Origin of the sequence: Streptomyces sp. NPDC015131 (assembly GCF_043079975.1) — a bacterium.
Classification (GTDB): domain Bacteria; phylum Actinomycetota; class Actinomycetes; order Streptomycetales; family Streptomycetaceae; genus Streptomyces.
Genome location: NZ_JBIBVB010000001.1, coordinates 946,279 through 965,524, shown reverse-complemented (window position 1 = coordinate 965,524; position 19,246 = coordinate 946,279). Strand labels below are relative to the sequence as shown.

Sequence of the window (19,246 nt, the reverse complement as noted above, 5' to 3'; positions counted from 1 at the left end):
CGTCACAGCGGCAGCAGGTCGGGCCGCTTCGCGGAGATGTGGTCGCCGGACGACTCGCCCCGCAGCCGGCGGCCGATCCACGGGACGAGGTACTCGCGGGCCCACTGGATGTCGTCCCGGCGCACTTCGAGGGTGCCGCGCGGCGGCAGCGGCGGCCACGGCTGGTCGGGGTCGGCGGGGACGGCGTACCCCAGCACCTGCCCGGCCCGCAGGGCGACGCGGGTGTGGCCCTCCGGGGACAGGTGGAGCCGGTCGGCGTCCCAGGCGCGCCGGTCCTGCACGGTCCGCAGGGACCACAGGTCGAGCACGGGGCAGCCGTAGCGGTCGGCGACGGCGCGGACATGGCCGTTGTACGTGGCGATCTTGCCGCGCAGGCGGCGCAGCACCGGGACGGTGCGGGTGTCGAACCCGGTCGTCACCAGGACGGTGCCGACGGCGGACGTCAGGTCGGCGACGGCCCGTTCGAAGCGCTCGGCGACCTCGTCGGGGTCGCTGCCCGGCCGGATGATGTCGTTGCCGCCCGCGCAGAAGGTCACCAGGTCGGGCGCCAGCTGCTTGGCGCGGGGCACCTGTTCCGCCACGATCTGGTCGAGGAGGCGCCCGCGTACGGCGAGGTTGGCGTACCGGAACGCGTCCGGTTCCGGCAGCCGGTCCGCGAGGAGCACGGCGAGCCGGTCCGCCCAGCCGACGAACGTGCCGCCGGGGCCGGGGTCTCCGACGCCTTCGGTGAAGCTGTCACCGATCGCCGCGTACGACCCGAATACGTCACTGTCCCTGAATGCCGAATCGTCTGCCACGGGAGCACATCCTTCACCCCGGGATGTGACCTACGCGACCGTAAGGAGGGGTTGACGCGGGGTGATGTTTGCCACCGGTCAAAATTGTCCCAAGCCCGGAATACGCCGCGGCCCGGCACCGGGAAGGTGCCGGGCCGCGGAAGGACCGCGCAACGACAGCGGAAGGGCCGCGGAAGGACGGCGAAAGCAGGGCGAAAGCTCTGCCGACGGTGTGTCAGACGGAGACGCCGTGCTGGCGGAGGTAGGCCAGCGGGTCGATGTCCGCGCCGTAGCTCGGGCTGGTGCGGATCTCGAAGTGCAGGTGCGGGCCGGTGGAGTTGCCGGTGGAACCGGACAGGCCGATCTGCTGGCCGCCGCTCACCGTCTGGCCGGAGGAGACGGCCAGCGAGGAGAGGTGGGCGTACTGCGAGTAGTTGCCGTCCTCGTGCTTGATGACGACCTCGTTGCCGTACGAGCCGCTCCAGCCGGCCGAGACGACGGTGCCGGCGCCGACGGCCTTCACCGGGGTGCCCGAGGAGGCGGAGAAGTCGACACCCGTGTGGTAACCGGAGGACCAGCTGGAGCCGGAGGCCCGGTAGGGGGTGGTGACGCCGGCGTCGACCGGGGCGGTGAAGCCGGAGCCGCTGGTCTTCGGGGCGGCGGCCTGGGCGGGGGCCTCGGCACGGGCCTCCGAGCGGGAGGCGCGGGCCTCGGAGTCCTTGGTGTCCTCGGCCTTGGGCTTCGCCGGGGCGGCCGTGGACTTGGCGCCGAGGGTGAGCTTCATGCCCGGGAGGATCAGGGCCGGGTCCTCGCCGATGACCTGGCGGTTGTCCTCGTACAGCTTCTTCCAGCCGCCCTTGACGTTCTTGTCGTGGGCGATCTTGGAGAGGTGGTCGCCGGCGACCACGGTGTACGTGCGCGGCGCCGCCTTCTGCGCCGGGGCGGCGGACGTCGCGGCGGCGGTGACGGCCTGCGGAGCGGCGGCCGGGGCGGCGGTCTCGGCGGCGTGCGCGCCGGTGGCGCCGAACAGCGGGAGGGCGATGGCCGCGCCTCCGGTGCCGGCGGCGACGAAACCACGCGTGATGGTGCTGGACTTGGGACGGCGGTGCTTACCCTTCGCGGGCATGGCGATTTCCTCTCCGGCGCCTGCGAGGTGAGCTGTCGGGTTCGGACTGGAGTTGTCCGGCCGCGCCATGGGCGCGACTTCACCCCGAGCCGGTTCCGGAGTTGATCCGGTCCCGGCGTACTACCTGGGTCCCCCGCTCCTGCCACGCGTGGGTGGGTGCGAATTCCGGCCGGTGGCAGGACTCGGCGGTCCGGCCGGATTGCCGTGACCGTAAGCGAGCCGGGTCGGCGTGAACAAGCCGCCGAATTCGGCCGGGCATTCCGGGGGGTACGGCGGGGCCGGAACGGCGGTCACCCTCCGTAAATTACGGATCATGAATTCCGTTGCCGGGCACGGCATTTCGCCCTCGCCTTTCGCCACGGACCGTCACGGTTATGACGCTGCTCACGTGGCTCCCGCCATCTCCCGTACGACCGGGGCAGGTTATGCCTATTGCCCTGAAACGGACAGAAGCACCATTCAGCAACGAGAGCCCCTATACCCCCGCCCCGCGCGGGCGGGTGGAGGCAGCGGAGACACCGGGCGGCGGGCGGGAACATACGGCGCAAGCGGTACAGAGCGGACGTAAGGCATCACATCCTCCCCCGCGCCACCCTCGCGGCCGGGCGCCCCGCCACGCCCGCCGGGGCGCTGACCTCGGGAAGGGCAACGGATGTGCGACATGCGCCGGGATTGATTGCCCGACGCACCGATGTCGTATCGTCGGACCGCGACATCGTCGGCGGTGGACGCCGACCGCAGAGACGTCAAGGAGCCCCCGTGACGCAGCAGCCGCCGCAGGCCCCGCCGACCGAGCCCGAGCTGACAGGGGTGCGCAACTTCCGTGACGTCGGCGGGCTTCCGGCCGCGGACGGCCGACGGGTGCGCCACGGCAGGCTCTACCGCAGCGGGCACCTCGCCCACGCCACCGGCGAGGACGCCGCCTTCCTCGCCTCCCTGGGCCTGCACACGATCTTCGACTTCCGCAACGCGGCCGACCAGCGGCTGGAGGGCCCGGACGTCGAGCTGCCCGGCGTACGGAATGTGAACATCCCGCTGTCCGACCCGGCCGACGGGGCCGAGTTCTGGACCATGATCCGCGACGGCGACCTGGACCAGCTCCGCTCGATCCTGGCGGACGGCAAGGGCGCGGCCCGGATGACGGCCTCGTACCGCGAGATCATCACGCAGCGCACCGGGGAGCACAGCCGGGTCCTCCACGCGCTCGCCGAGGACAGCGTCCCGGTGCTGATGCACTGCGCGGCCGGAAAGGACCGGGCCGGGCTGTCCGTCGCGGTGACGCTGCTCGCCCTGGGCGTGGGGCGGGACGCCATCGAGGAGGACTACCTCAAGTCCAACGACCCGCACCGCCGCTACAAGGTGCGCCGCAGCGACACCTCCCCCGCCGGGATGTCGGCCGAGGTCCTGGAGCTGCTGAGCCCGCTGTTCGAGGCCCGTCTCGACTACCTCGACGCGGCCTTCGCGACCATCGACGAGACCTGGGGCTCGACCGAGCGCTATCTCACCGAGGGGCTGCGGATCTCCCCGGAGACCCGGGAGCGGCTGCGCGAGCGGCTGCTGGACGAGGGCTGACCACGCTCCTCCCGCACTCCTCTCCGTACTCCTCTCCGCCCTCCTTTTTGCCCTCGTGACTCACTCGGCCCCGAGGGCGAAGAGGAGGTAGAGGAAGGCCGCGAAGAGGTGGCCGGCCACCAGGTAGGCGAAGAGCCGGACGACGAGCCCTCGGGGGAACGAGCGTTCCTGGGACATGGCGGATCTCCGATCGGGGTCAGCGGCGGTGGCCGGGCGCGCCGAGGCACAGGTCGGCCGCGGCGCTCTGCATCAGGGTGTGGACGAACAGCAGCTCGGCGCCGCCGCGGGTGGCGGCGCCGATACGGTGCGGGGTGAGCGAGTCGAAGTGCGCGCTGTCCCCGGGGTCGAGGACGTGCACGGTCTCACCGAGGACCAGACGCACCCGCCCGGCGAGCACATACAGCCACTCCTCCCCCGGGTGGACGCGCACCAGGTCGGCGGGGGTGGCGTACGGCACCTCGACGCGCAGCGCCTGCATCGCCCGGCCGGGGCCGCCGGCCTGGTGGTACACCCACCCGTCGGCCTCGGCGGGCTCGGCCCGGCCGGCCCGGACGACGGGATCGTGCTCCGGCGGGATCTCGCCCAGCAGCTCGGAGACGGTCGTACCGTAGATACGGGCCAGCGCCAGCAGCATCGGCAGCGAGGGCTGGCGGCGGCCGGTCTCCAGGCGGGACAGGTGCGCCGGGGAGAGCCCGGCGCGGCGTGCGGCGGCCTCCAGGGTCAGCCCCCGGCGGCGCCGGAGCGCCCGCAGCTGCGGGGCCACGTCCGGCAGTCCCCCGGGCCCGGTCTCCGGCTCCCCCGGGAGGGCCGGACCGGACGGACCCGACGGACCCGACGGACCGGACGGCCCGGGTGGTGGCCCGGACGCACCCGACGGACCGGCGGCCCCGGACGACGCGTCGGCGGAAGTGCTCATGCGTCCATTGCGCCAGACCCTTTCCCCGGAGGCAAACAATTTGCCTCGGAGGCAAAAGCGGCTCAGCCGTTGGCGACCGCCTGCTTGACCAGGTTCCGGCCGAAGTCCCAGATCAGCCCGCCGCCGTTGTGCGCCTCGTCCATGACCTCGGTGAAGGCGTCCACGAACCGGTCGACCTCCCGCTCGCCGATGATCAGCGGCGGGATCAGCTTGATCACCTCCAGGCGGTCGCCGGACACCTGGGTGAGGATGCGGTGGCGCTGGAGCAGCGGCACCACGACCATCTGGGCGAACAGGCCCTTGCGGGCCGCCTGGAGCATCGTCCACCGGCCGCGCAGGCCCAGGGACGAGGGCCGGCCGAACTCGATGCCGATCATCAGCCCCCGGCCCCGCACCTCGTGCAGCATCTCGTAGCGGTCCACGAGCGCGGTGAGCCGCGACTTCAGCAGGTCGCCGGTGCGCCGGGCGTTGGCGACGATCTCCTCGTCCTCCAGGACGGACAGCACGGCCAGCCCCGCGGCCATGGCCTGGGCGTTCGATCCGAAGCTGGCCGAGTGGACGAGGACCCGGTCCAGCGAGGAGTACACCTTCTTGAAGATCCAGTCCTTGCCCAGGGTGGCGCCGACCGGGACGTACCCGCCCGAGAGCGCCTTGGCCACGCACACCAGGTCCGGCTCGACGCCCTCCTCGTGCTGGTGGGCGTAGAAGTCGCCGGTCCGGCCGAGGCCGGTCTGCACCTCGTCGGCGATCAGCAGGGCCTTGCGGCGGTGGAGCAGCTCCTGGGCGGCGCGCAGGAAGCCGGGGGGCGTCTCGTGCACGCCCTTGCCCTGGATGGGCTCCACCACGAGGGCGGCCACGTCGCCGCGCTTCAGCTCGCGCTCCAGGGCGGCCAGGTCGCCCAGGGGGATCGCGGTGTCGGGCAGCAGCGGGGCGAAGCCGTCGCGGAAGCACTTCTCGCCGTTGACGGAGAGCGAGCCGGCGGTCAGCCCGTGGAAGGCGTGGGTGCAGTACAGGACGCGGGGGCGGCCGGTGGCGCACCGGGCGAACTTGAGGGCGGTCTCCACCGCCTCCGTACCGCTGTTGGAGAAGAACACCCGGTCGAGGTGGGGCGAGTGGGTGAGGAGCTTCTCGGCGAGCAGGCCCGGCAGGGGCGGGCAGTCGAAGCGGGTGAGGTCGGGCAGTTCGGCGTCGAGGGCGTCGTGGACGGCCTTGCGGACGACGGGGTGGTGGCGGCCCAGGCCCATGACGCCGAATCCGGCGAGCATGTCGAGGTGCTCGTTGCCCTCGGCGTCCCAGAAGTAGGCGCCCTCGGCCCGCTCGTAGACCCGGTCGAAGCCGATCGTCCGCAGCATCCGGGGCAGTTGCGGGTTGAGGTGGCGGGCGTGCAGGTCGTAGCCGTCGCCGCCGCGCTCGGCGAGCAGCTCCGCCAGGTCGAACTTCTTGCTCATGCGTCGTTCTCCTTGCGTCCCAGCGCTCCGCTGATGCGGCCCGCGATCTCGACCGGGGTGAGCCCGACATCGGCCAGCACCTCACCGCGCCTGCCGTGGGCGAGGAACTGCCCGGGTACGCCGAAGGTCCGCAGGGGTACGTCGGTACCGGCGTCCCTCAGGGCCTGCCCGACCGCCCACCCGACGCCGCCGTCGCGGCTGTTGTCCTCGACGACGGCGACCAGCCGGTGCCGGGCGGCCAGCGGGGCGAGCGCCTCGTCGACCGGCTTGACCCAGCGGGGGTCGACGACCGTGCAGCGGACGCCGCGTTCCGTGAGCAGCCCGGCCGCCCCGAGGCAGACGGGGGCCATGGCGCCCACGGCGACCAGCAGCACCTCGGGGTCGCCGTCCCCGGCCCGGTGCAGGACGTCCATGCCGCCGACGCGCCCCACGGCGGGCACCTCGGGCCCGGTGGGGCCCTTGGGGAACCGCACCACGGTCGGCGCGTCGCTCACGTCCACCGCCTCGCGGAGCTGGTCGCGCAGCCGGACGGCGTCGCGCGGCGCGGCGATCCGCAGCCCGGGGACGACCTGGAGGACGGACAGGTCCCAGACGCCGTTGTGGGAGGCGCCGTCCTCGCCGGTGACCCCGGCGCGGTCCAGGACGAAGGTGACGCCGCACCGGTGCAGGGCGACGTCCATGAGCACCTGGTCGAGGGCGCGGTTGAGGAAGGTGGCGTAGACGGCGACGACCGGGTGCAGGCCGCCGGTGGCGAGCCCGGCGGCGCTGGTGACGGCGTGCTGTTCGGCGATGCCGACGTCCCAGACGCGTTGCGGGAACCGCTCGGCGAAGGCGGTCAGCCCCACCGGGTGGAGCATGGCGGCGGTGAGGGCGACGACGTCCGGCCGCTCGGCGCCGATCTCGGCGAGGGTCTCGCCGAAGACGGAGGTCCAGGACGGGCCGGCGGCGGGCGCGAGGGGTTCGCAGGTGAGCGGGTCCATGGCGGCGACGGCGTGGAAGCGGTCGGCGTCGTGCTCCAGGGCGGGTTCGTAGCCGCGGCCCTTCTGGGTGAGGCAGTGGACGAGGACGGGGCCGCGGAACCGTGCGGCGCGGCGCAGCGCCGCTTCGACGGCGGCGGTGTCGTGCCCGTCGACGGGGCCGATGTACTTCAGCCCGAGGTCCTCGAACATGCCCTGGGGGGCGACGAGGTCCTTGAATCCCTTCTTGGCGCCGTGGAGCGACCCGTACAGCGGTGGTCCGACGACGGGCGTGTGGCGCAGGACGTCCTTGCCGAGGGCGAGGAAGCGTTCGTAGCCGTCGGTGGTGCGCAGGGTGGCGAGGTGTCCGGCGAGGCCGCCGATGGTGGGCGCGTAGGAGCGTTCGTTGTCGTTGACGACGACGATCAGGGGGCGGCCGGGGGCGGCGGCGATGTTGTTGAGCGCCTCCCACGCCATGCCGCCGGTGAGCGCGCCGTCGCCGGTGACGGCGACGACGTGCCCGGTCCCGCCGCGCAGGTCGCGTGCCTTGGCCAGGCCGTCGGCCCAGCCCAGGGCGGTGGAGGCGTGGGAGTTCTCGACGATGTCGTGGGCGGACTCCTCGCGGGAGGGGTATCCGGAGAGGCCGCCCTTGCCGCGCAGCTTGGAGAAGTCCTGCCGGCCGGTGAGCAGCTTGTGGACGTACGACTGGTGGCCGGTGTCCCAGACGATGCGGTCGGCGGGCGAGTCGAAGACCCGGTGGAGGGCGAGGGTGAGTTCCACGACGCCCAGGTTGGGGCCGAGGTGGCCGCCGGTGCGGGTGACGGCGTGGATCAGGAACCGCCGGATCTCCCCGGCGAGGTCCCCGAGGTGCGCGGCGTCGAGGGCCTGGAGGTCGCGCGGGCCCCGGACGGTGTCGAGGATCGTCACGCCCGCCCCCTCACCCCCGGCCGCCGGAGACCGTCTCGCGGGCGGCGCGCAGGGACTCCTTGAGCGAACCCATGGTGGCGAGGACGGCGGTGGGCTCGTACCCGCAGTGCGCCATGCAGTTGGCGCAGCGGTCGTCCTTGCCGCGGCCGTACTTGTCCCAGTCGGTCTCCTCGACGAGCTGCCGGTAGGTGGGGACGTAGCCGTCCGCCATCAGGTAGCAGGGCCGCTGCCAGCCGAAGAGCGAGTAGTTGGGGATCGCCCAGGCGGTGCAGGGGAAGTCGGCCTTGCCCTCCAGGAAGTCGAGGAAGAGCGGGGAGTGGTTGAGCCGCCAGCGCCGCCGGTTGCCGCCGGCGAAGGCCTTGCGGAACAGTTCGCGGGTCTGCTCGACGCCGAGGAAGTGCTCCTGGTCGGGCGCCTTCTCGTAGGCGTACGCGGGCGAGATCATCATCTCGTCGACCTTCAGGTCGTCGTTGAGGTAGTTGAGCACCTCGATGACGGTCTGGGGGGTGTCGGTGTTGAAGAAGGTCGAGTTGGTGGTGACGCGGAAGCCGCGCTTCTTGGCCTCCTTGATGGCCTCCACGGCCTCGTCGAAGACGCCTTCCTTGGCGACGGACTCGTCGTGCCGTTCGCGCAGGCCGTCGATGTGGACGGCGAAGGCGAAGTAGGGCGAGGGGGTGAACTTGTCCATCTTCTTGCGCATGAGCAGGGCGTTGGTGCAGAGGAAGACGTACTTCCTCTTCGCCGTGAGCTGGCGCACGATCTCGTCGATCTGCGGGTGCATCAGGGGTTCGCCGCCGGCGATGGACACCATCGGGGCGCCGGACTCCATGACGGCTCCGACGGCCTGGGCGACCGGCATGCGCTGCTTCAGGACCCCGGCGGGGTGCTGGATCTTGCCGCAGCCCTCACAGGCGAGGTTGCAGGCGTAGAGCGGCTCCAGTTCGACGATGAGCGGGAACTTCTCACGCTTGCGCAGCTTCTGTTCGAAGAGATACGTCCCTACCCGGATGGTCTGGCGAAGCGGCATGGCCATCTGGCTCACCTCCTGGGGAGCAGCAAAGAACGGTGCCATTCAAAGAAAGCGGGCAATACAGAACGAAGAACGCAGAAAGCTGATATTCCCCCGCGTACCGTGCCAATTCTCACCAGCTCATGCTCCGGAGCGTCCACGACCACCCGGACGGCCGCAACCGGGCGGGACCGCACCCCGGTGCTGAGCGCGCTGCGCAGGGTGGCGGCGGACTCCATGTCCACCGCCACGGCACCTGTGCCGCGCAGCCGCGCCCGCTCCTGCCCGCGCACCACGTGGTCGGAGCCGCTGAGCGGGCCGGTGTGCACCGTGCGGCCCGGAAGGGCCCGGGTGAGCGCCTCGACCAGCGCCTCGGTGCCGGTGCAGGGCGTGGAGCCGCCGGGGCCCCGGGTCTCGTCGGCGACCACCAGGTCACCGGGGTGCATGCCCGGCTCCAGGCCGGCGCAGAACCCGGAGGCGATCACCGCGGCGCCCCGCAGCTCCCCGCCCTCCAGCGCCCGGGCGACGGCCCGCTGCGCGTTGGCCGGGCCCATGCCGGTACGGAGCACAGTCACCGGCCCGGGTGCCGCCGCGCCGTGCCGGCGCCGGCCGCTGCGCAGCGCGAGCTGCTCGATGCCGAGCGCGCAGGCGATCAGCAGGGGCGCCGCGACGGGCGCGCCGGGCGCCCTGGCGGTGCCGGAGGTCTCCGGCGCCGCCCCCATCAGGCCCCCTTGCCGAGCCGGCCGACGACCGGTTCGCCGTGGACGTACCGGCCCAGCGCGGTGAGCGGGAAGACCTGCCGGTAGAGGTGGTAGTTGATGGAGAAGTCCCAGGGGAAGCCGGTGCCGGTGAAGTGCGGCTCGTCCCAGGAGCCGTCCGGGCGCTGGGTCGCGGCCAGCCACTCGATCCCGCGCCGCACCGCCTCGGACTCCCGCTCCCCCGCCGCCAGCAGGGCCAGCAGCGCCCACGCCGTCTGGGAGGCGGTGGAGGCGCCGCGGCCGACCCACTCCGCCTCCCGGTACGAGCGCAGGTCCTCGCCCCAGCCGCCGTCGGGGTTCTGCACCGACACCAGCCACGCGGCGGCCCGCCGGATCGCGGGGTGCGAGACGGGCAGCCCCGCCGCGGTGAGCGCGGGCACCACCGAGCCGGTGCCGTAGACGTGGTTGACGCCCCAGCGGCCGAACCAGGAGCCGCCGGGCTCCTGCGCGGCCAGCAGCCACGCCACACCGCGCCGGGCGCGCGGGTGATGGGCCTTGCCCTCGTGCGCCAGCATCTCCACCACATGGGCGGTGACGTCGGCGGACGGCGGGTCGATGACCTCGCCGAAGTCGCAGAACGGCAGCTGGTTGGGGAAGGGGCTGGTGTTGTCGGCGTCGAAGGCGGCCCAGCCGCCGTCGCGGGACTGCATCCCGGCGGTCCAGTTGGCGCCGCGCCGGACGGCCGCCTCGACCTGCTCCGGGTGCGGGTGCCGGACGCGGCGCAGCGCCAGGATGACCTCGGCGGTGTCGTCGATGTCGGGGTAGTTGTCGTTGTGGAACTCGAACGCCCAGCCGCCGGGGGTGAGCCCGGGGCGGCGCACGGTCCAGTCGCCGGGGCGGACGATCTCCTCGCCCAGCATCCAGTCGGCGGCCTTCACCAGGGCGGGGTGGTCGGGGCGGAGCCCCGCGTCGGCGAGCGCGATGGTGGCCAGGCAGGTGTCCCAGACGGGCGACTGGCACGCCTCGATCATGCGGGCGCCGTCGTCGCTCCAGACCGCGAACCGGTCGAGCGACTCCAGCCCGGCGCGCATCACCGGGTGTTCCAGGTCGTAGCCGAGCAGTCGCAGCGCGATGAGCGAGTAGACGGCGGGGGGCTGGATGCCTCCCCAGCAGCCGTCGTTCTCCTGCCGCTCCACGATCCACCGGGCGGCGGCCTTCATCGCGGTGCCGCGCAGCCACGAGGGGGCGACGCGGCGGTAGGCGCGCAGGGCGCGGTCGATCCGCTGGAAGGCCCCCTCCCAGGTGGTGGCGGGGGCGAGGGGCAGGGGCGGCGCGGGCCGGGCGGGGTCGGCGTGCAGCTCGTCCAGCCGGAAGGGGGCGGGGCGCACGGGCCGCTTCGCGGACACGACGGTGAGCGGCACGATGGTCTGCCGCGCCCAGCAGCCGAAGGAGTAGATGCTGAGCGGGAACCACTTCGGCAGCAGCACCATCTCGGGCGGGATCTCGGGGAGGTCGTCCCACTTCCACCAGCCGAACAGGGCCAGCCAGATGCGGGTGAAGACCCGGGCGGAGGCGATGCCGCCCCGGCCGCGGATCCAGGCGGCGGCGCGGGCCATGTGCGGTTCGTCGGGGGCGTCGCCGGCCAGGCGCAGGGCGACGTACGCCTCGATGGTGGCGGACAGTTCGCCCGGCCCGCCGTAGAAGGTGGCCCAGGTGCCGTCCTCGCGCTGCGCGCCGCGGATGTGCAGGGCGGCGGCGGTGACGAGGGCCTCGTCCCGTACGCCCAGGAACTCCCGGAGCAGGAGGTCCTCGGCGTCCATGGTGACGTTGGTCTCCAGGTCGCCCTTCCACCAGCCCTCGTCGTGCTGGCGGGAGAGGAGGTGCTCGACGGAGCGCTGGGCGGCGCGGGCGGCGAGGTCCCGGACGCCGTCCGCGGCCGGGGCCGCGGGGGTGGTCGTGGTGGTGGTCGTTCCGGTGTCCGAGGGTGCGCGGGAGCCGAGGTCCCCGGTGCTTCCGTCGGTCGTCGCTGTCATGGCTTCCCCTAACGTGCAGTTGGCGTCCTGCTGCTGCGGGTGAGCCGTCGGCCGGTGCCCGTGGCACCGGCCGGCGACCAGCGATTCATATGGTGCGGATCGACGCACTCCTGGGGGTGGTCATCGCTTGCGTACGACGACGAAGTCGGCGAGCGCGGTCAGCCGGTCGCGGACCCGGCCGGGCATGTCGACGCGGTGCAGCGCCTCGATGGCGACGGTGTGCTGGCGGCGGGCCTCCTCGGAGGTCCACTCCCGGCCGCCCGCCTCCTCGATGAGGGCCGCCCGCATGGCGAACTCCTCCTCGGAGAAGCTGTCGAGGTCGGGGTTCTTGGCGTCGGCGGCGAGCAGTTCCCCGAGCCGCTCGGAGGCCGGGCCGCCGGCGGCGAGCGCGGCGACGACCGGCAGGGACTTCTTGCGCTGGCGCAGGTCGCTCCAGGTCTGCTTGCCGGTGGCCTCCGGGTCGCCCCAGATGCCGAGCAGGTCGTCGACGGCCTGGAAGGCGAGGCCGAGGTGGTGGCCGTACGCCTCCAGGGTGTCGGCGGTGCGGTCGTCGGCGCCGCCGAGGACGGCGCCGATGGAGGAGGCGCAGGCGAGCAGGGCGCCCGTCTTGTTGCCCTCCATCGTCAGGCACTCCTCGACGGTGACCCGCTCGCGGTGCTCGTAGGAGATGTCCTGGGCCTGGCCGTCGATGAGCTTGCGGCTGGCGGTGGTCAGGCGGCGGGTGGCGCGGCCCGCCTCGACGGTGCCCAGCTCCAGCAGCAGCTCGTTGGCGAGGGCGAACAGGGCGTCGCCGACCAGGATCGCCTGGGCCGGGCCGTGCACCTTCCACACCGTGTCGCGGTGGCGGCGCTGCTCGTCGCCGTCCATCAGGTCGTCGTGCAGCAGCGAGAAGTTGTGCACCAGCTCCACGGCGACCGCGCCGGGGACGCCCACCTCGGGTGCCGCGCCGGCCGCCTCGGCGGACAGCAGGGCCAGCGCGGGGCGCACGGCCTTGCCGCTGTCGCCGTCGGCGGGCCGGCCGTGGGCGTCGATCCAGCCGAAGTGGTAGGCGGCGACGGTGTCCATGGGCGGCGCCAGTCTCTTCACGGCCTCGCGCATCACGGGGGTGGACATCGTCCGTCCCCGCTCCAGCAGCGCGGTGACGTCCGCGGTGTCGACGGCCGGGTTCACCGGGGGCACAGTCGGCACGGTCTCTCCTCTGGTTCCAGTACTCAGGCTCATGCCGCCTCCTCGAGCGGATGTGCGTGGGGGCGGCCGAGGGCCGTGAGGGCGGCGTCCGCGGCGGTGAAGCCGCTGCGCACGGCGCCCTCCATGGTCGCGGGCCAGCCGGTGGCGGTCCACGCCCCGGCCAGCAGCAGGCCGGGCGCGCGGGTGCGGGCGCCGGGCCGCAGCCGCCCGACGCCGGGGGCGGGGGCGAACGTCGCTGTCCGCTCCCGGGTGACGAAGAAGTCCCGGACCTTGGCGCCGCGCGCCGCGGGCAGCAGCCGCTCCAGTTCGGGCAGGTAGCGCTCGCGGAGTACGGAGACGGGCTCGTCGATCTCCGCCTCGGCGGCCGACTGGGACAGGGCCAGGTACTGGCCGTCGGTGTACCCGGAGGCGTCGGTGCGGTCGAAGACCCACTGGACCGGGGTGCCGAGCGCGGCGAAGAACGGGCGGCGCAGCACCGTGCGGTCGTACAGGACGTGGACGTTGAGGATGGGGGCGGTGCCGATGTCGAGCAGCTTGCCGGGGTCGTCCAGCGCGCCCGGGGGCAGCAGGTCGTGCGCCTCGCGCTGCGGTACGGCGAGGACGACGGTGTCCGCCGCCAGCCGCTCGCCGGGTACGTCGACGGTCCAGCCGCCGTCCGGGGCGGGGAGGATCGCGCCGGCCCGGGTGCGCAGCGCGGTGCGGACGCCGGCGGCGTCGAGGGCGGCGCGGGCGCGGGTGTGGTGCAGCTCGCCCAGCGGGACGTGCGCCCAGCCGATGTCGGCGGCGCCGGGGTCGGTGAGCAGGGCGGTCTTGAAGACCATCGCGGCCAGGGCCATCGAGGAGTGCGGGGCGACGGCGTTGAGGGTGGCGACGCCGATCAGGTCCCAGAGGGCTTCGACGGCCCGCTTCGACTGGCCGCGGTGGGTGAGCCAGGTGGCGAAGTCGATGCCGTCGAGGGCCGGGTCGGCGGGGTCGAGCCGCTGGAGCGCGAGGGCGGCGCGGCCCACGGCGGCGCGTTCGGCGAGCGAGAGGTGCGGGTAGCGGGCGAGGCTCGCGCCGAGGTGGAACGGGACGGGCAGCGCGGTGCGGCGCAGCCGGCCGAGGCGGGGGCCGCGCGGGTGGGCGACGTCGAGGACGGGGACGTCGAGGCGGGGCTGGAGGGGGGCGAGGTTGGTGCCGCCGACGCGGTCGAGGAACCAGCGGTAGGCGGTGCAGCAGCGGAGGTAGACGTGCTGGCCGTTGTCGACGGTGAGGTCGCCGCGCTTGAAGGAGAACGCGAGGCCGCCGAGGCGGGGCCGGCCCTCCAGGAGGGTGACGCGCAGTCCGGCGTCGGCCAGGCGCAGCGCGGCGGTGATGCCGGCGAGGCCGCCGCCGACGACCACGGCGCTGCCGGGTGCGGCGCGGCCCGGGGTCAGGACGTCGTCGCTCATGCGGTCTCCCGTCGGGTCGTCGCAGTCGGTGACGCGAGGCGGTGGTGCGGGGTTGCGCGCCGATTGTGCCGGTTCACCGGGCCGGTCCCGGGCATCGTCGTCATCTAGGCGCGCCGCCTGACGAGCCGGCGGGAGACGGTGCGGGTGTCCAGGCCGGAGAGGCCGCGGACCGCGACGTACGCCTTCTCGGGGCCGGGGAGCGAGACCCGGCCGCGGAGCACGGCCCCGGGGTCGCGCTCGATGCGGTCCAGGAGGCGGCGGTAGATGCCGGCCATGGCGGCGACGCAGGCGCCGCTGCGCCGGTCGAGCAGGGGCAGCAGCCGGTAGCCCTCGGCGAACAGGGCGCGGGCGCGGGCCACTTCGTACTGGAAGAGCCCGGCGAAGTCGGCTCCGGGGGCCGGGGTGGCGGCGCGGAACCCTTCGGAGCAGCCGAACTTGGCGAGGTCCTCGGCGGGCAGGTAGGTGCGGCCGGTTCCGGCGTCCTCGCGGACGTCGCGCAGGATGTTGGTCAGCTGGAGGGCGAGACCGAGGGTGTCGGCGTACTCGGGGGCGCGTTCGGCTCCGTGCGCGCCGGGCACGGTGCCGAAGATGGCGAGCGAGAGGCGGCCGATGGCGCCTGCCACGCACCGGCAGTAGACCTTGAGGTCGTCCCAGGTCTCGTAGGTCTCGCCGCGTACGTCCATCTGGACGCCGTCGATGAGTTCGTCGAGGCCGCCGAGCGGCAGCGGGAAGCGCCGGGCGGTGTCGGCCAGGGCGACGGCGACCGGGTCGGTGTCGTCCTCGTCGACGGCGCCGTCGCGGATGCGGCCGAGCAGCTCGCGGGTGGCCCGGAGCCGGTCGGTCTTGGCGTCGGGCGCGAGGGGGCCGTCGCCGATGTCGTCGACCCGCCGGGAGAACGCGTACAGCGCCGACATGGCCTGCCGCTTCTCGGTGGGCAGCAGCCGGATGCCGTAGGCGAAGTTGCGGGCCTGCTGTCCGGTGACGGCCTCGCAGTAGCTGTAGGCGGCCGCCACCGGCGCGGACGCCGGGGTCTGTGTCTCCACGGTCCCGCTCACCCCTCTCCACGTGCTCTGCGCAACACGGTTCCCACCGCGCGCATCAGGTTCGGTCTGGTGGCTCTGGGCGGTCCGGGGAGTACGTCGTGTCCGGCGGCCGTGATGGCGTCGAGCGCGGCGTGCCCGCCGCCGGCGAAGCCGGCGAGCAGCAGCCGGAGCCGGCCGCGGACGCTGCCCACCAGGGGGGCGCCGTCGTGCAGCAGGCGGCGGGCGCGTTCGGCCTCGTGGGCGACGAGGGCGCGCACCGGGCCGGTGGCGTTGGGCCGGGCGAGGTCGGCCTCGGTGACGCCGAACCGTTTCATGTCGTCGGCCGGGAGGTAGACGCGGTCGCGGGCGTAGTCCTCGGCGACGTCCTGGAGGTGTTCGACGATCTGGAGCGCGGTGCAGATGGCGTCGGAGTGGCGGAGGCGTTCGGGGCTGGTGGTGCCGGTGATGCCGAGGACGAGGCGGCCGACGGGGTTGGCGGACAGCTCGCAGTAGGCGGCGAGCTGATCGTAGGTCTGGTAGCGCCGGACGAGCTGGTCCTGGCGGTTGGCCTCGATCAGGCCGAGGAACGGCTCGGGGGTGAGCGTGTGGCGCCGCACGGTGGGCTGCAGGGCGCGCATCAGCGGGTGGCGGGGGGTTCCGTCGAAGACGCGCCGCAGGTCGGTCTCGAAGGCGTCGAGGAGGGTGAGCCGGTCGGTCTCGCCCTCGGCGCCGAGGTGGCGGGCGTCGGCGCCGCCGGGGGCCAGATCGCCGTCGCCGATGTCGTCGACCAGGCGGGCGTAGCCGTAGACGGCCATGAGGTCGGCGCGCCAGGCGCGGGGCAGGAAGAAGGGGGCCACGGGGAAGTTCTCGCGGGCGGCCTTGTCGAGCGTGCCGCGCGCGGCGGGGTCGGGTGTCACCCGTGCGGTGGTGGTCACCGCGGACTGCCCGGCGTGCGGACGGCGGGACCCTTGCGGAGGCGGGGCTGGGGATTCTCCGTCATTGCCGTCACGTCTCCCGTTCTACACTGCCGATCCAAAACATCCTATTTCGGACACGCCGCCGGTCCCGCGACGCCGCGCCACCCCGGCGCGGCGGAGACTCCCGCCGGAGGCCGGCCGGACCGATCCGGGTGAATCGCGCAGGTTTGACCCGACTTGCCACGAATGACACCGGTACAGCTTACGTTGTACAACGCCGGGGACCGCGCCCGGGGCTCCCCCGGGCCCCGCCACCCGCACACGCGACGGCAACCACCCCGTACGGCAGGGGACTTGGCCGGCCGGAACACGCGGAAGCGCGCCGCACCCGGCCGGCCCAGCGCGAGGCCCCCGCCCGGGCGGGCGGGGGCCGTCACCGATCCGTACGCTCCGGGCCGCTAGCGGCCGGTCTCCTTCTCGTACGCCCGCAGCACCTCGTTGGTGGGGCCGTCCATCAGCAGCTCGCCCTTCTCCAGCCACAGGACGCGGTCGCAGGTGTCCCGGATGGACTTGTTGCTGTGGCTGACCAGGAAGACCGTGCCGGCCTCCTTGCGCAGCTCCCGGATGCGCTCCTCCGAGCGGATCTGGAACTTCCGGTCACCCGTCGCCAGCGCCTCGTCGATCATCAGGACGTCGTGGTTCTTCGCGGCGGCGATGGCGAACCGCAGCCGCGCGCCCATGCCGGACGAGTAGGTCCGCATCGGCAGGGTGATGAAGTCGCCCTTCTCGTTGATGCCGGAGAAGTCGACGATGTCCTGGTAGCGCTCCTTGATCTCCTCGCGGGACATGCCCATGGCCAGGCCGCCGAGGATCACATTGCGCTCACCGGTCAGGTCGCCCATCAGGGCCGCGTTCACGCCCAGCAGCGAGGGCTGGCCGTCGGTGTAGACCTTGCCCCGCTCGGTGGGCAGCAGGCCCGCGATGGCCCGCAGCAGGGTCGACTTCCCGGAGCCGTTGGTGCCGATGAGGCCGATGGCCTCGCCCCGGTACGCGGTGAAGGACACCCCGCGCACGGCGTGCACCTTGCGCACGCCCCGCGACTCCGGCTTGTCGCGGCGCAGTATCCGGCTGAGCGCCGCGGTGGCGCTGCCCTTGCCGCCCCCGCCGCCGTTGACCCGGTACACGATGTGCACGTCGTCGGCGATGACGGTGGGGATGCGGGCGCCGTCGGCGACGGCGGCCTGGGTCTGGTCGTCGATGTCGTCAGCCACGGCCGTACCGCTCCTCCGCCTTCCAGAAGTACACGAACCCGGCCACGCCGGCGAGGACCGCCCACAGCAGGGCGGCGAACCACACGTGGGACGGCAGGTTCTCGGAGCCGTAGCCGTCGATCAGCGCGAACCGGATGAGGTCCATGTAGATGGCCGCCGGGTTGTACATCAGCACGTCCGCGATCCAGGCGGGCTTGCCCTGGAGCATGATCGGGATGGAGAACATCACGCCCGACCCGTACATCCAGGTCCGCATCACGAACGGCATCAGCTGCGCGAGGTCCGGGGTCTTGCTGCCGAGCCGGGCCATGATCAGCGACAGGCCCACGTTGAACACGAACTGCAGCGCCAGCGCCGGGACGATCAGCAGCCAGCTCAGCGACGGGTAGCTGCCGAACGCCGCCGCGATCACGAACAGCACGATCATGGAGAACATCAGCTGCTGGAGCTGCTGCAGCGCGAACGACACGGGCAGCGAGGCGCGCGGGAAGTGCAGCGCCCGCACCAGCCCCAGGTTCCCGGAGATCGCCCGCACCCCGGACATGACGGACGTCTGCGTGAACATGAAGACGAAGACGCCGGTCACCAGGAAGGGGATGTAGACCTCCTTCTCCATGCCGCGGCCCGCGTTCAGGATCAGGCCGAAGATGAGGAAGTAGACCGCCGCGTTCAGCAGCGGTGTCGCCACCTGCCAGAGCTGCCCGAGCTTGGCCTGGCTGTACTGGGCCGTGAGCTTCGCCTGGGAGAACGCCAGGATGAAGTGGCGGCGGCCCCACAGCTGCCGGACGTACTCGGCCAGACCGGGCCGGGCGCCGCTGACCGACAGTCCGTACTTGGCGGCGAGCTCCGCCGGGGACAGACCCTCGTCCGGGGATGGCGGAGCGGTCACGGCGATCGCTCCGTCATGGGTTGTCTCACTCACTGGGGGAAACTTTCGTCTTCGGATGCGCGGCGGATGAGGGCGGGCGGGGCAGGTGGCGGCCGGGCCCCGCCGCCCGTGCTGGTGGTGTCGGGCCCGCCGCTCCGGGCGTGCCGGGCGGGCGGGCCTGTCGGATTCCGAGCTTCTCAGATGACGGGCGGGCGGCCCAGTCTCGTCAGGCGCCACACCGTACGCCACCTCATGGGCCGGCGCGGGCCGCACGGGGAGGTCCAGCCCTCCCGGAACCCGCCGAACCACGCCTTGAGCGCCGGTACGGACGGGCGCCTGGCCAGGGTCAGCAGCAGCCACACGCCGAGGTACAGCGGCACCAGGGGCGCGGGCAGGTTGCGGCGGGCCAGCCAGACCCGGTTGCGGGCGATCATCCGGTGGTAGACCGCGTGCCGGGAGGGCGCGGTAGTCGGGTGGAAGAGCACCATGTCGGCGCGGTAGTCGATCATCCAGCCGGCGTCGAGCGCCCGCCAGGCGAGGTCGGTCTCCTCGTGCGCGTAGAAGAACGCGTCCGGCAGGCCGCCCACCTCGGCCAGCACCTTCGTCCGTACGGCGTTGGCGCCGCCGAGGAAGGTCGTCACCCGCGAGGAGCGCAGCGGGTCGGAGGCGCGCAGCCGCGGCACGTGCCGCCGCTGGGTGGCGCCGGTGTCCGGGTCGGCGATCCGGAAGCTGATGATCCCCAGCTCCGGGTCGTCGGTGAACGCCCGGCGGACCAGCTCGGCGGTGTCGGTCTGCGCCAGCAGCCCGTCGTCGTCCAGGAACAGCAGGGCGTCGACGTCCGTGCCGCCGGGGCCGAACGCCTCGATCCCGGCGTTGCGCCCGCCCGGGATGCCCAGGTTCTCCGGGAGGTCGACCGTGCGGACGCCGTCGGGCACGCCCGTGACGGGGGCGCCGTTGCCGACGACGACGACCTCGACCGGGTCGCCGTCCTGCTTGCGGACGGACTCGATCAGCGCGCGCAGGTCGTCGGGGCGGTTGCCCATGGTGATGATGACGGCGCCCAGCTTCATCGGCGTACTCACAGGCCCC

At 73.3% G+C, this 19,246-nt stretch carries 17 protein-coding genes and 1 riboswitch; of the genes, 1 reads left to right on the top strand and 16 read right to left on the bottom strand.

What is annotated here, in order from left to right:
• Positions 1 to 2: 2 nt before the first annotated feature.
• Together ACF08D_RS03970 and ACF08D_RS03965 are read right to left on the bottom strand one after the other, a co-directional pair.
• Positions 3 to 797 carry an SGNH/GDSL hydrolase family protein gene (locus ACF08D_RS03970; RefSeq protein WP_392220908.1) on the bottom strand — a complete coding sequence of 265 codons (795 nt, stop codon included), beginning with the start codon at positions 795 to 797 and terminating at the stop codon, positions 3 to 5.
• Between the two features lie 214 nt (positions 798 to 1,011).
• Entirely contained in the window at positions 1,012 to 1,902 is an 891-nt protein-coding gene (locus tag ACF08D_RS03965; protein ID WP_392220907.1) for a peptidoglycan DD-metalloendopeptidase family protein, read from the bottom strand.
• 4 nt (positions 1,903 to 1,906) lie between these two features.
• Positions 1,907 to 2,067: riboswitch (cyclic di-AMP (ydaO/yuaA leader) on the bottom strand.
• A 594-nt stretch (positions 2,068 to 2,661) separates the two neighbouring features.
• Here ACF08D_RS03965 and ACF08D_RS03960 point away from each other — a divergent pair.
• Positions 2,662 to 3,474: a tyrosine-protein phosphatase gene (locus tag ACF08D_RS03960; RefSeq protein ID WP_392220906.1), complete on the top strand. Its 813-nt coding sequence runs from the start codon at positions 2,662 to 2,664 to the stop codon at positions 3,472 to 3,474.
• A gap of 60 nt (positions 3,475 to 3,534) precedes the next feature.
• On the opposite strand, the gene ACF08D_RS03955 is transcribed toward ACF08D_RS03960, so the two are convergent.
• The 14 genes from ACF08D_RS03955 to ACF08D_RS03890 form a co-directional block, all read right to left on the bottom strand.
• Positions 3,535 to 3,651 (bottom strand): DUF6126 family protein, encoded by a 117-nt coding sequence (locus ACF08D_RS03955; protein ID WP_392220905.1) that lies wholly within the window; start codon positions 3,649 to 3,651, stop codon positions 3,535 to 3,537.
• Positions 3,652 to 3,670: 19 nt separating this feature from the next.
• Positions 3,671 to 4,237 carry an XRE family transcriptional regulator gene (locus ACF08D_RS03950; protein WP_392220904.1) on the bottom strand — a complete coding sequence of 189 codons (567 nt, stop codon included), beginning with the start codon at positions 4,235 to 4,237 and terminating at the stop codon, positions 3,671 to 3,673.
• A gap of 215 nt (positions 4,238 to 4,452) precedes the next feature.
• On the bottom strand, positions 4,453 to 5,838 hold the full coding sequence (locus tag ACF08D_RS03945) for an aspartate aminotransferase family protein (RefSeq protein ID WP_392220903.1): 1,386 nt from the start codon (positions 5,836 to 5,838) through the stop codon (positions 4,453 to 4,455).
• On the bottom strand, positions 5,835 to 7,721 hold the full coding sequence (dxs, locus tag ACF08D_RS03940) for a 1-deoxy-D-xylulose-5-phosphate synthase (protein ID WP_392220902.1): 1,887 nt from the start codon (positions 7,719 to 7,721) through the stop codon (positions 5,835 to 5,837). Before dxs ends, ACF08D_RS03945 begins: the two co-directional genes overlap by 4 nt.
• A gap of 10 nt (positions 7,722 to 7,731) precedes the next feature.
• On the bottom strand, positions 7,732 to 8,754 hold the full coding sequence (hpnH, locus tag ACF08D_RS03935) for an adenosyl-hopene transferase HpnH (protein ID WP_392220901.1): 1,023 nt from the start codon (positions 8,752 to 8,754) through the stop codon (positions 7,732 to 7,734).
• A gap of 5 nt (positions 8,755 to 8,759) precedes the next feature.
• Entirely contained in the window at positions 8,760 to 9,452 is a 693-nt protein-coding gene (locus ACF08D_RS03930; protein WP_392220900.1) for a 1-hydroxy-2-methyl-2-butenyl 4-diphosphate reductase, read from the bottom strand.
• Complete coding sequence (shc, locus tag ACF08D_RS03925) at positions 9,452 to 11,461, bottom strand: squalene--hopene cyclase (protein ID WP_392220899.1); 2,010 nt, start codon at positions 11,459 to 11,461, stop codon at positions 9,452 to 9,454. The genes ACF08D_RS03930 and shc overlap by 1 nt, the downstream gene beginning before the upstream one ends.
• 120 nt (positions 11,462 to 11,581) lie before the next feature.
• The gene (locus ACF08D_RS03920) at positions 11,582 to 12,682 is read right to left on the bottom strand and encodes a polyprenyl synthetase family protein (protein WP_392220898.1); all 1,101 of its coding nucleotides are present in this window, start codon (positions 12,680 to 12,682) and stop codon (positions 11,582 to 11,584) included.
• Positions 12,679 to 14,079 (bottom strand): hydroxysqualene dehydroxylase HpnE, encoded by a 1,401-nt coding sequence (gene hpnE, locus ACF08D_RS03915; RefSeq protein ID WP_392220897.1) that lies wholly within the window; start codon positions 14,077 to 14,079, stop codon positions 12,679 to 12,681. Before hpnE ends, ACF08D_RS03920 begins: the two co-directional genes overlap by 4 nt.
• 104 nt (positions 14,080 to 14,183) lie before the next feature.
• Positions 14,184 to 15,122: a presqualene diphosphate synthase HpnD gene (hpnD, locus tag ACF08D_RS03910; protein ID WP_392220896.1), complete on the bottom strand. Its 939-nt coding sequence runs from the start codon at positions 15,120 to 15,122 to the stop codon at positions 14,184 to 14,186.
• 8 nt (positions 15,123 to 15,130) lie between these two features.
• The gene (gene hpnC / locus ACF08D_RS03905) at positions 15,131 to 16,018 is read right to left on the bottom strand and encodes a squalene synthase HpnC (RefSeq protein ID WP_392221210.1); all 888 of its coding nucleotides are present in this window, start codon (positions 16,016 to 16,018) and stop codon (positions 15,131 to 15,133) included.
• A gap of 458 nt (positions 16,019 to 16,476) precedes the next feature.
• Positions 16,477 to 17,289, bottom strand: coding sequence for an ABC transporter ATP-binding protein (locus ACF08D_RS03900; protein ID WP_392220895.1), 813 nt, complete (start codon positions 17,287 to 17,289; stop codon positions 16,477 to 16,479).
• Positions 17,282 to 18,211, bottom strand: a complete 930-nt coding sequence (locus tag ACF08D_RS03895) for an ABC transporter permease (RefSeq protein WP_392220894.1) — start codon at positions 18,209 to 18,211, stop codon at positions 17,282 to 17,284. Before ACF08D_RS03895 ends, ACF08D_RS03900 begins: the two co-directional genes overlap by 8 nt.
• Positions 18,212 to 18,354: 143 nt before the next feature.
• Entirely contained in the window at positions 18,355 to 19,239 is an 885-nt protein-coding gene (locus ACF08D_RS03890; protein ID WP_392220893.1) for a glycosyltransferase family 2 protein, read from the bottom strand.
• Positions 19,240 to 19,246 lie beyond the last annotated feature (7 nt).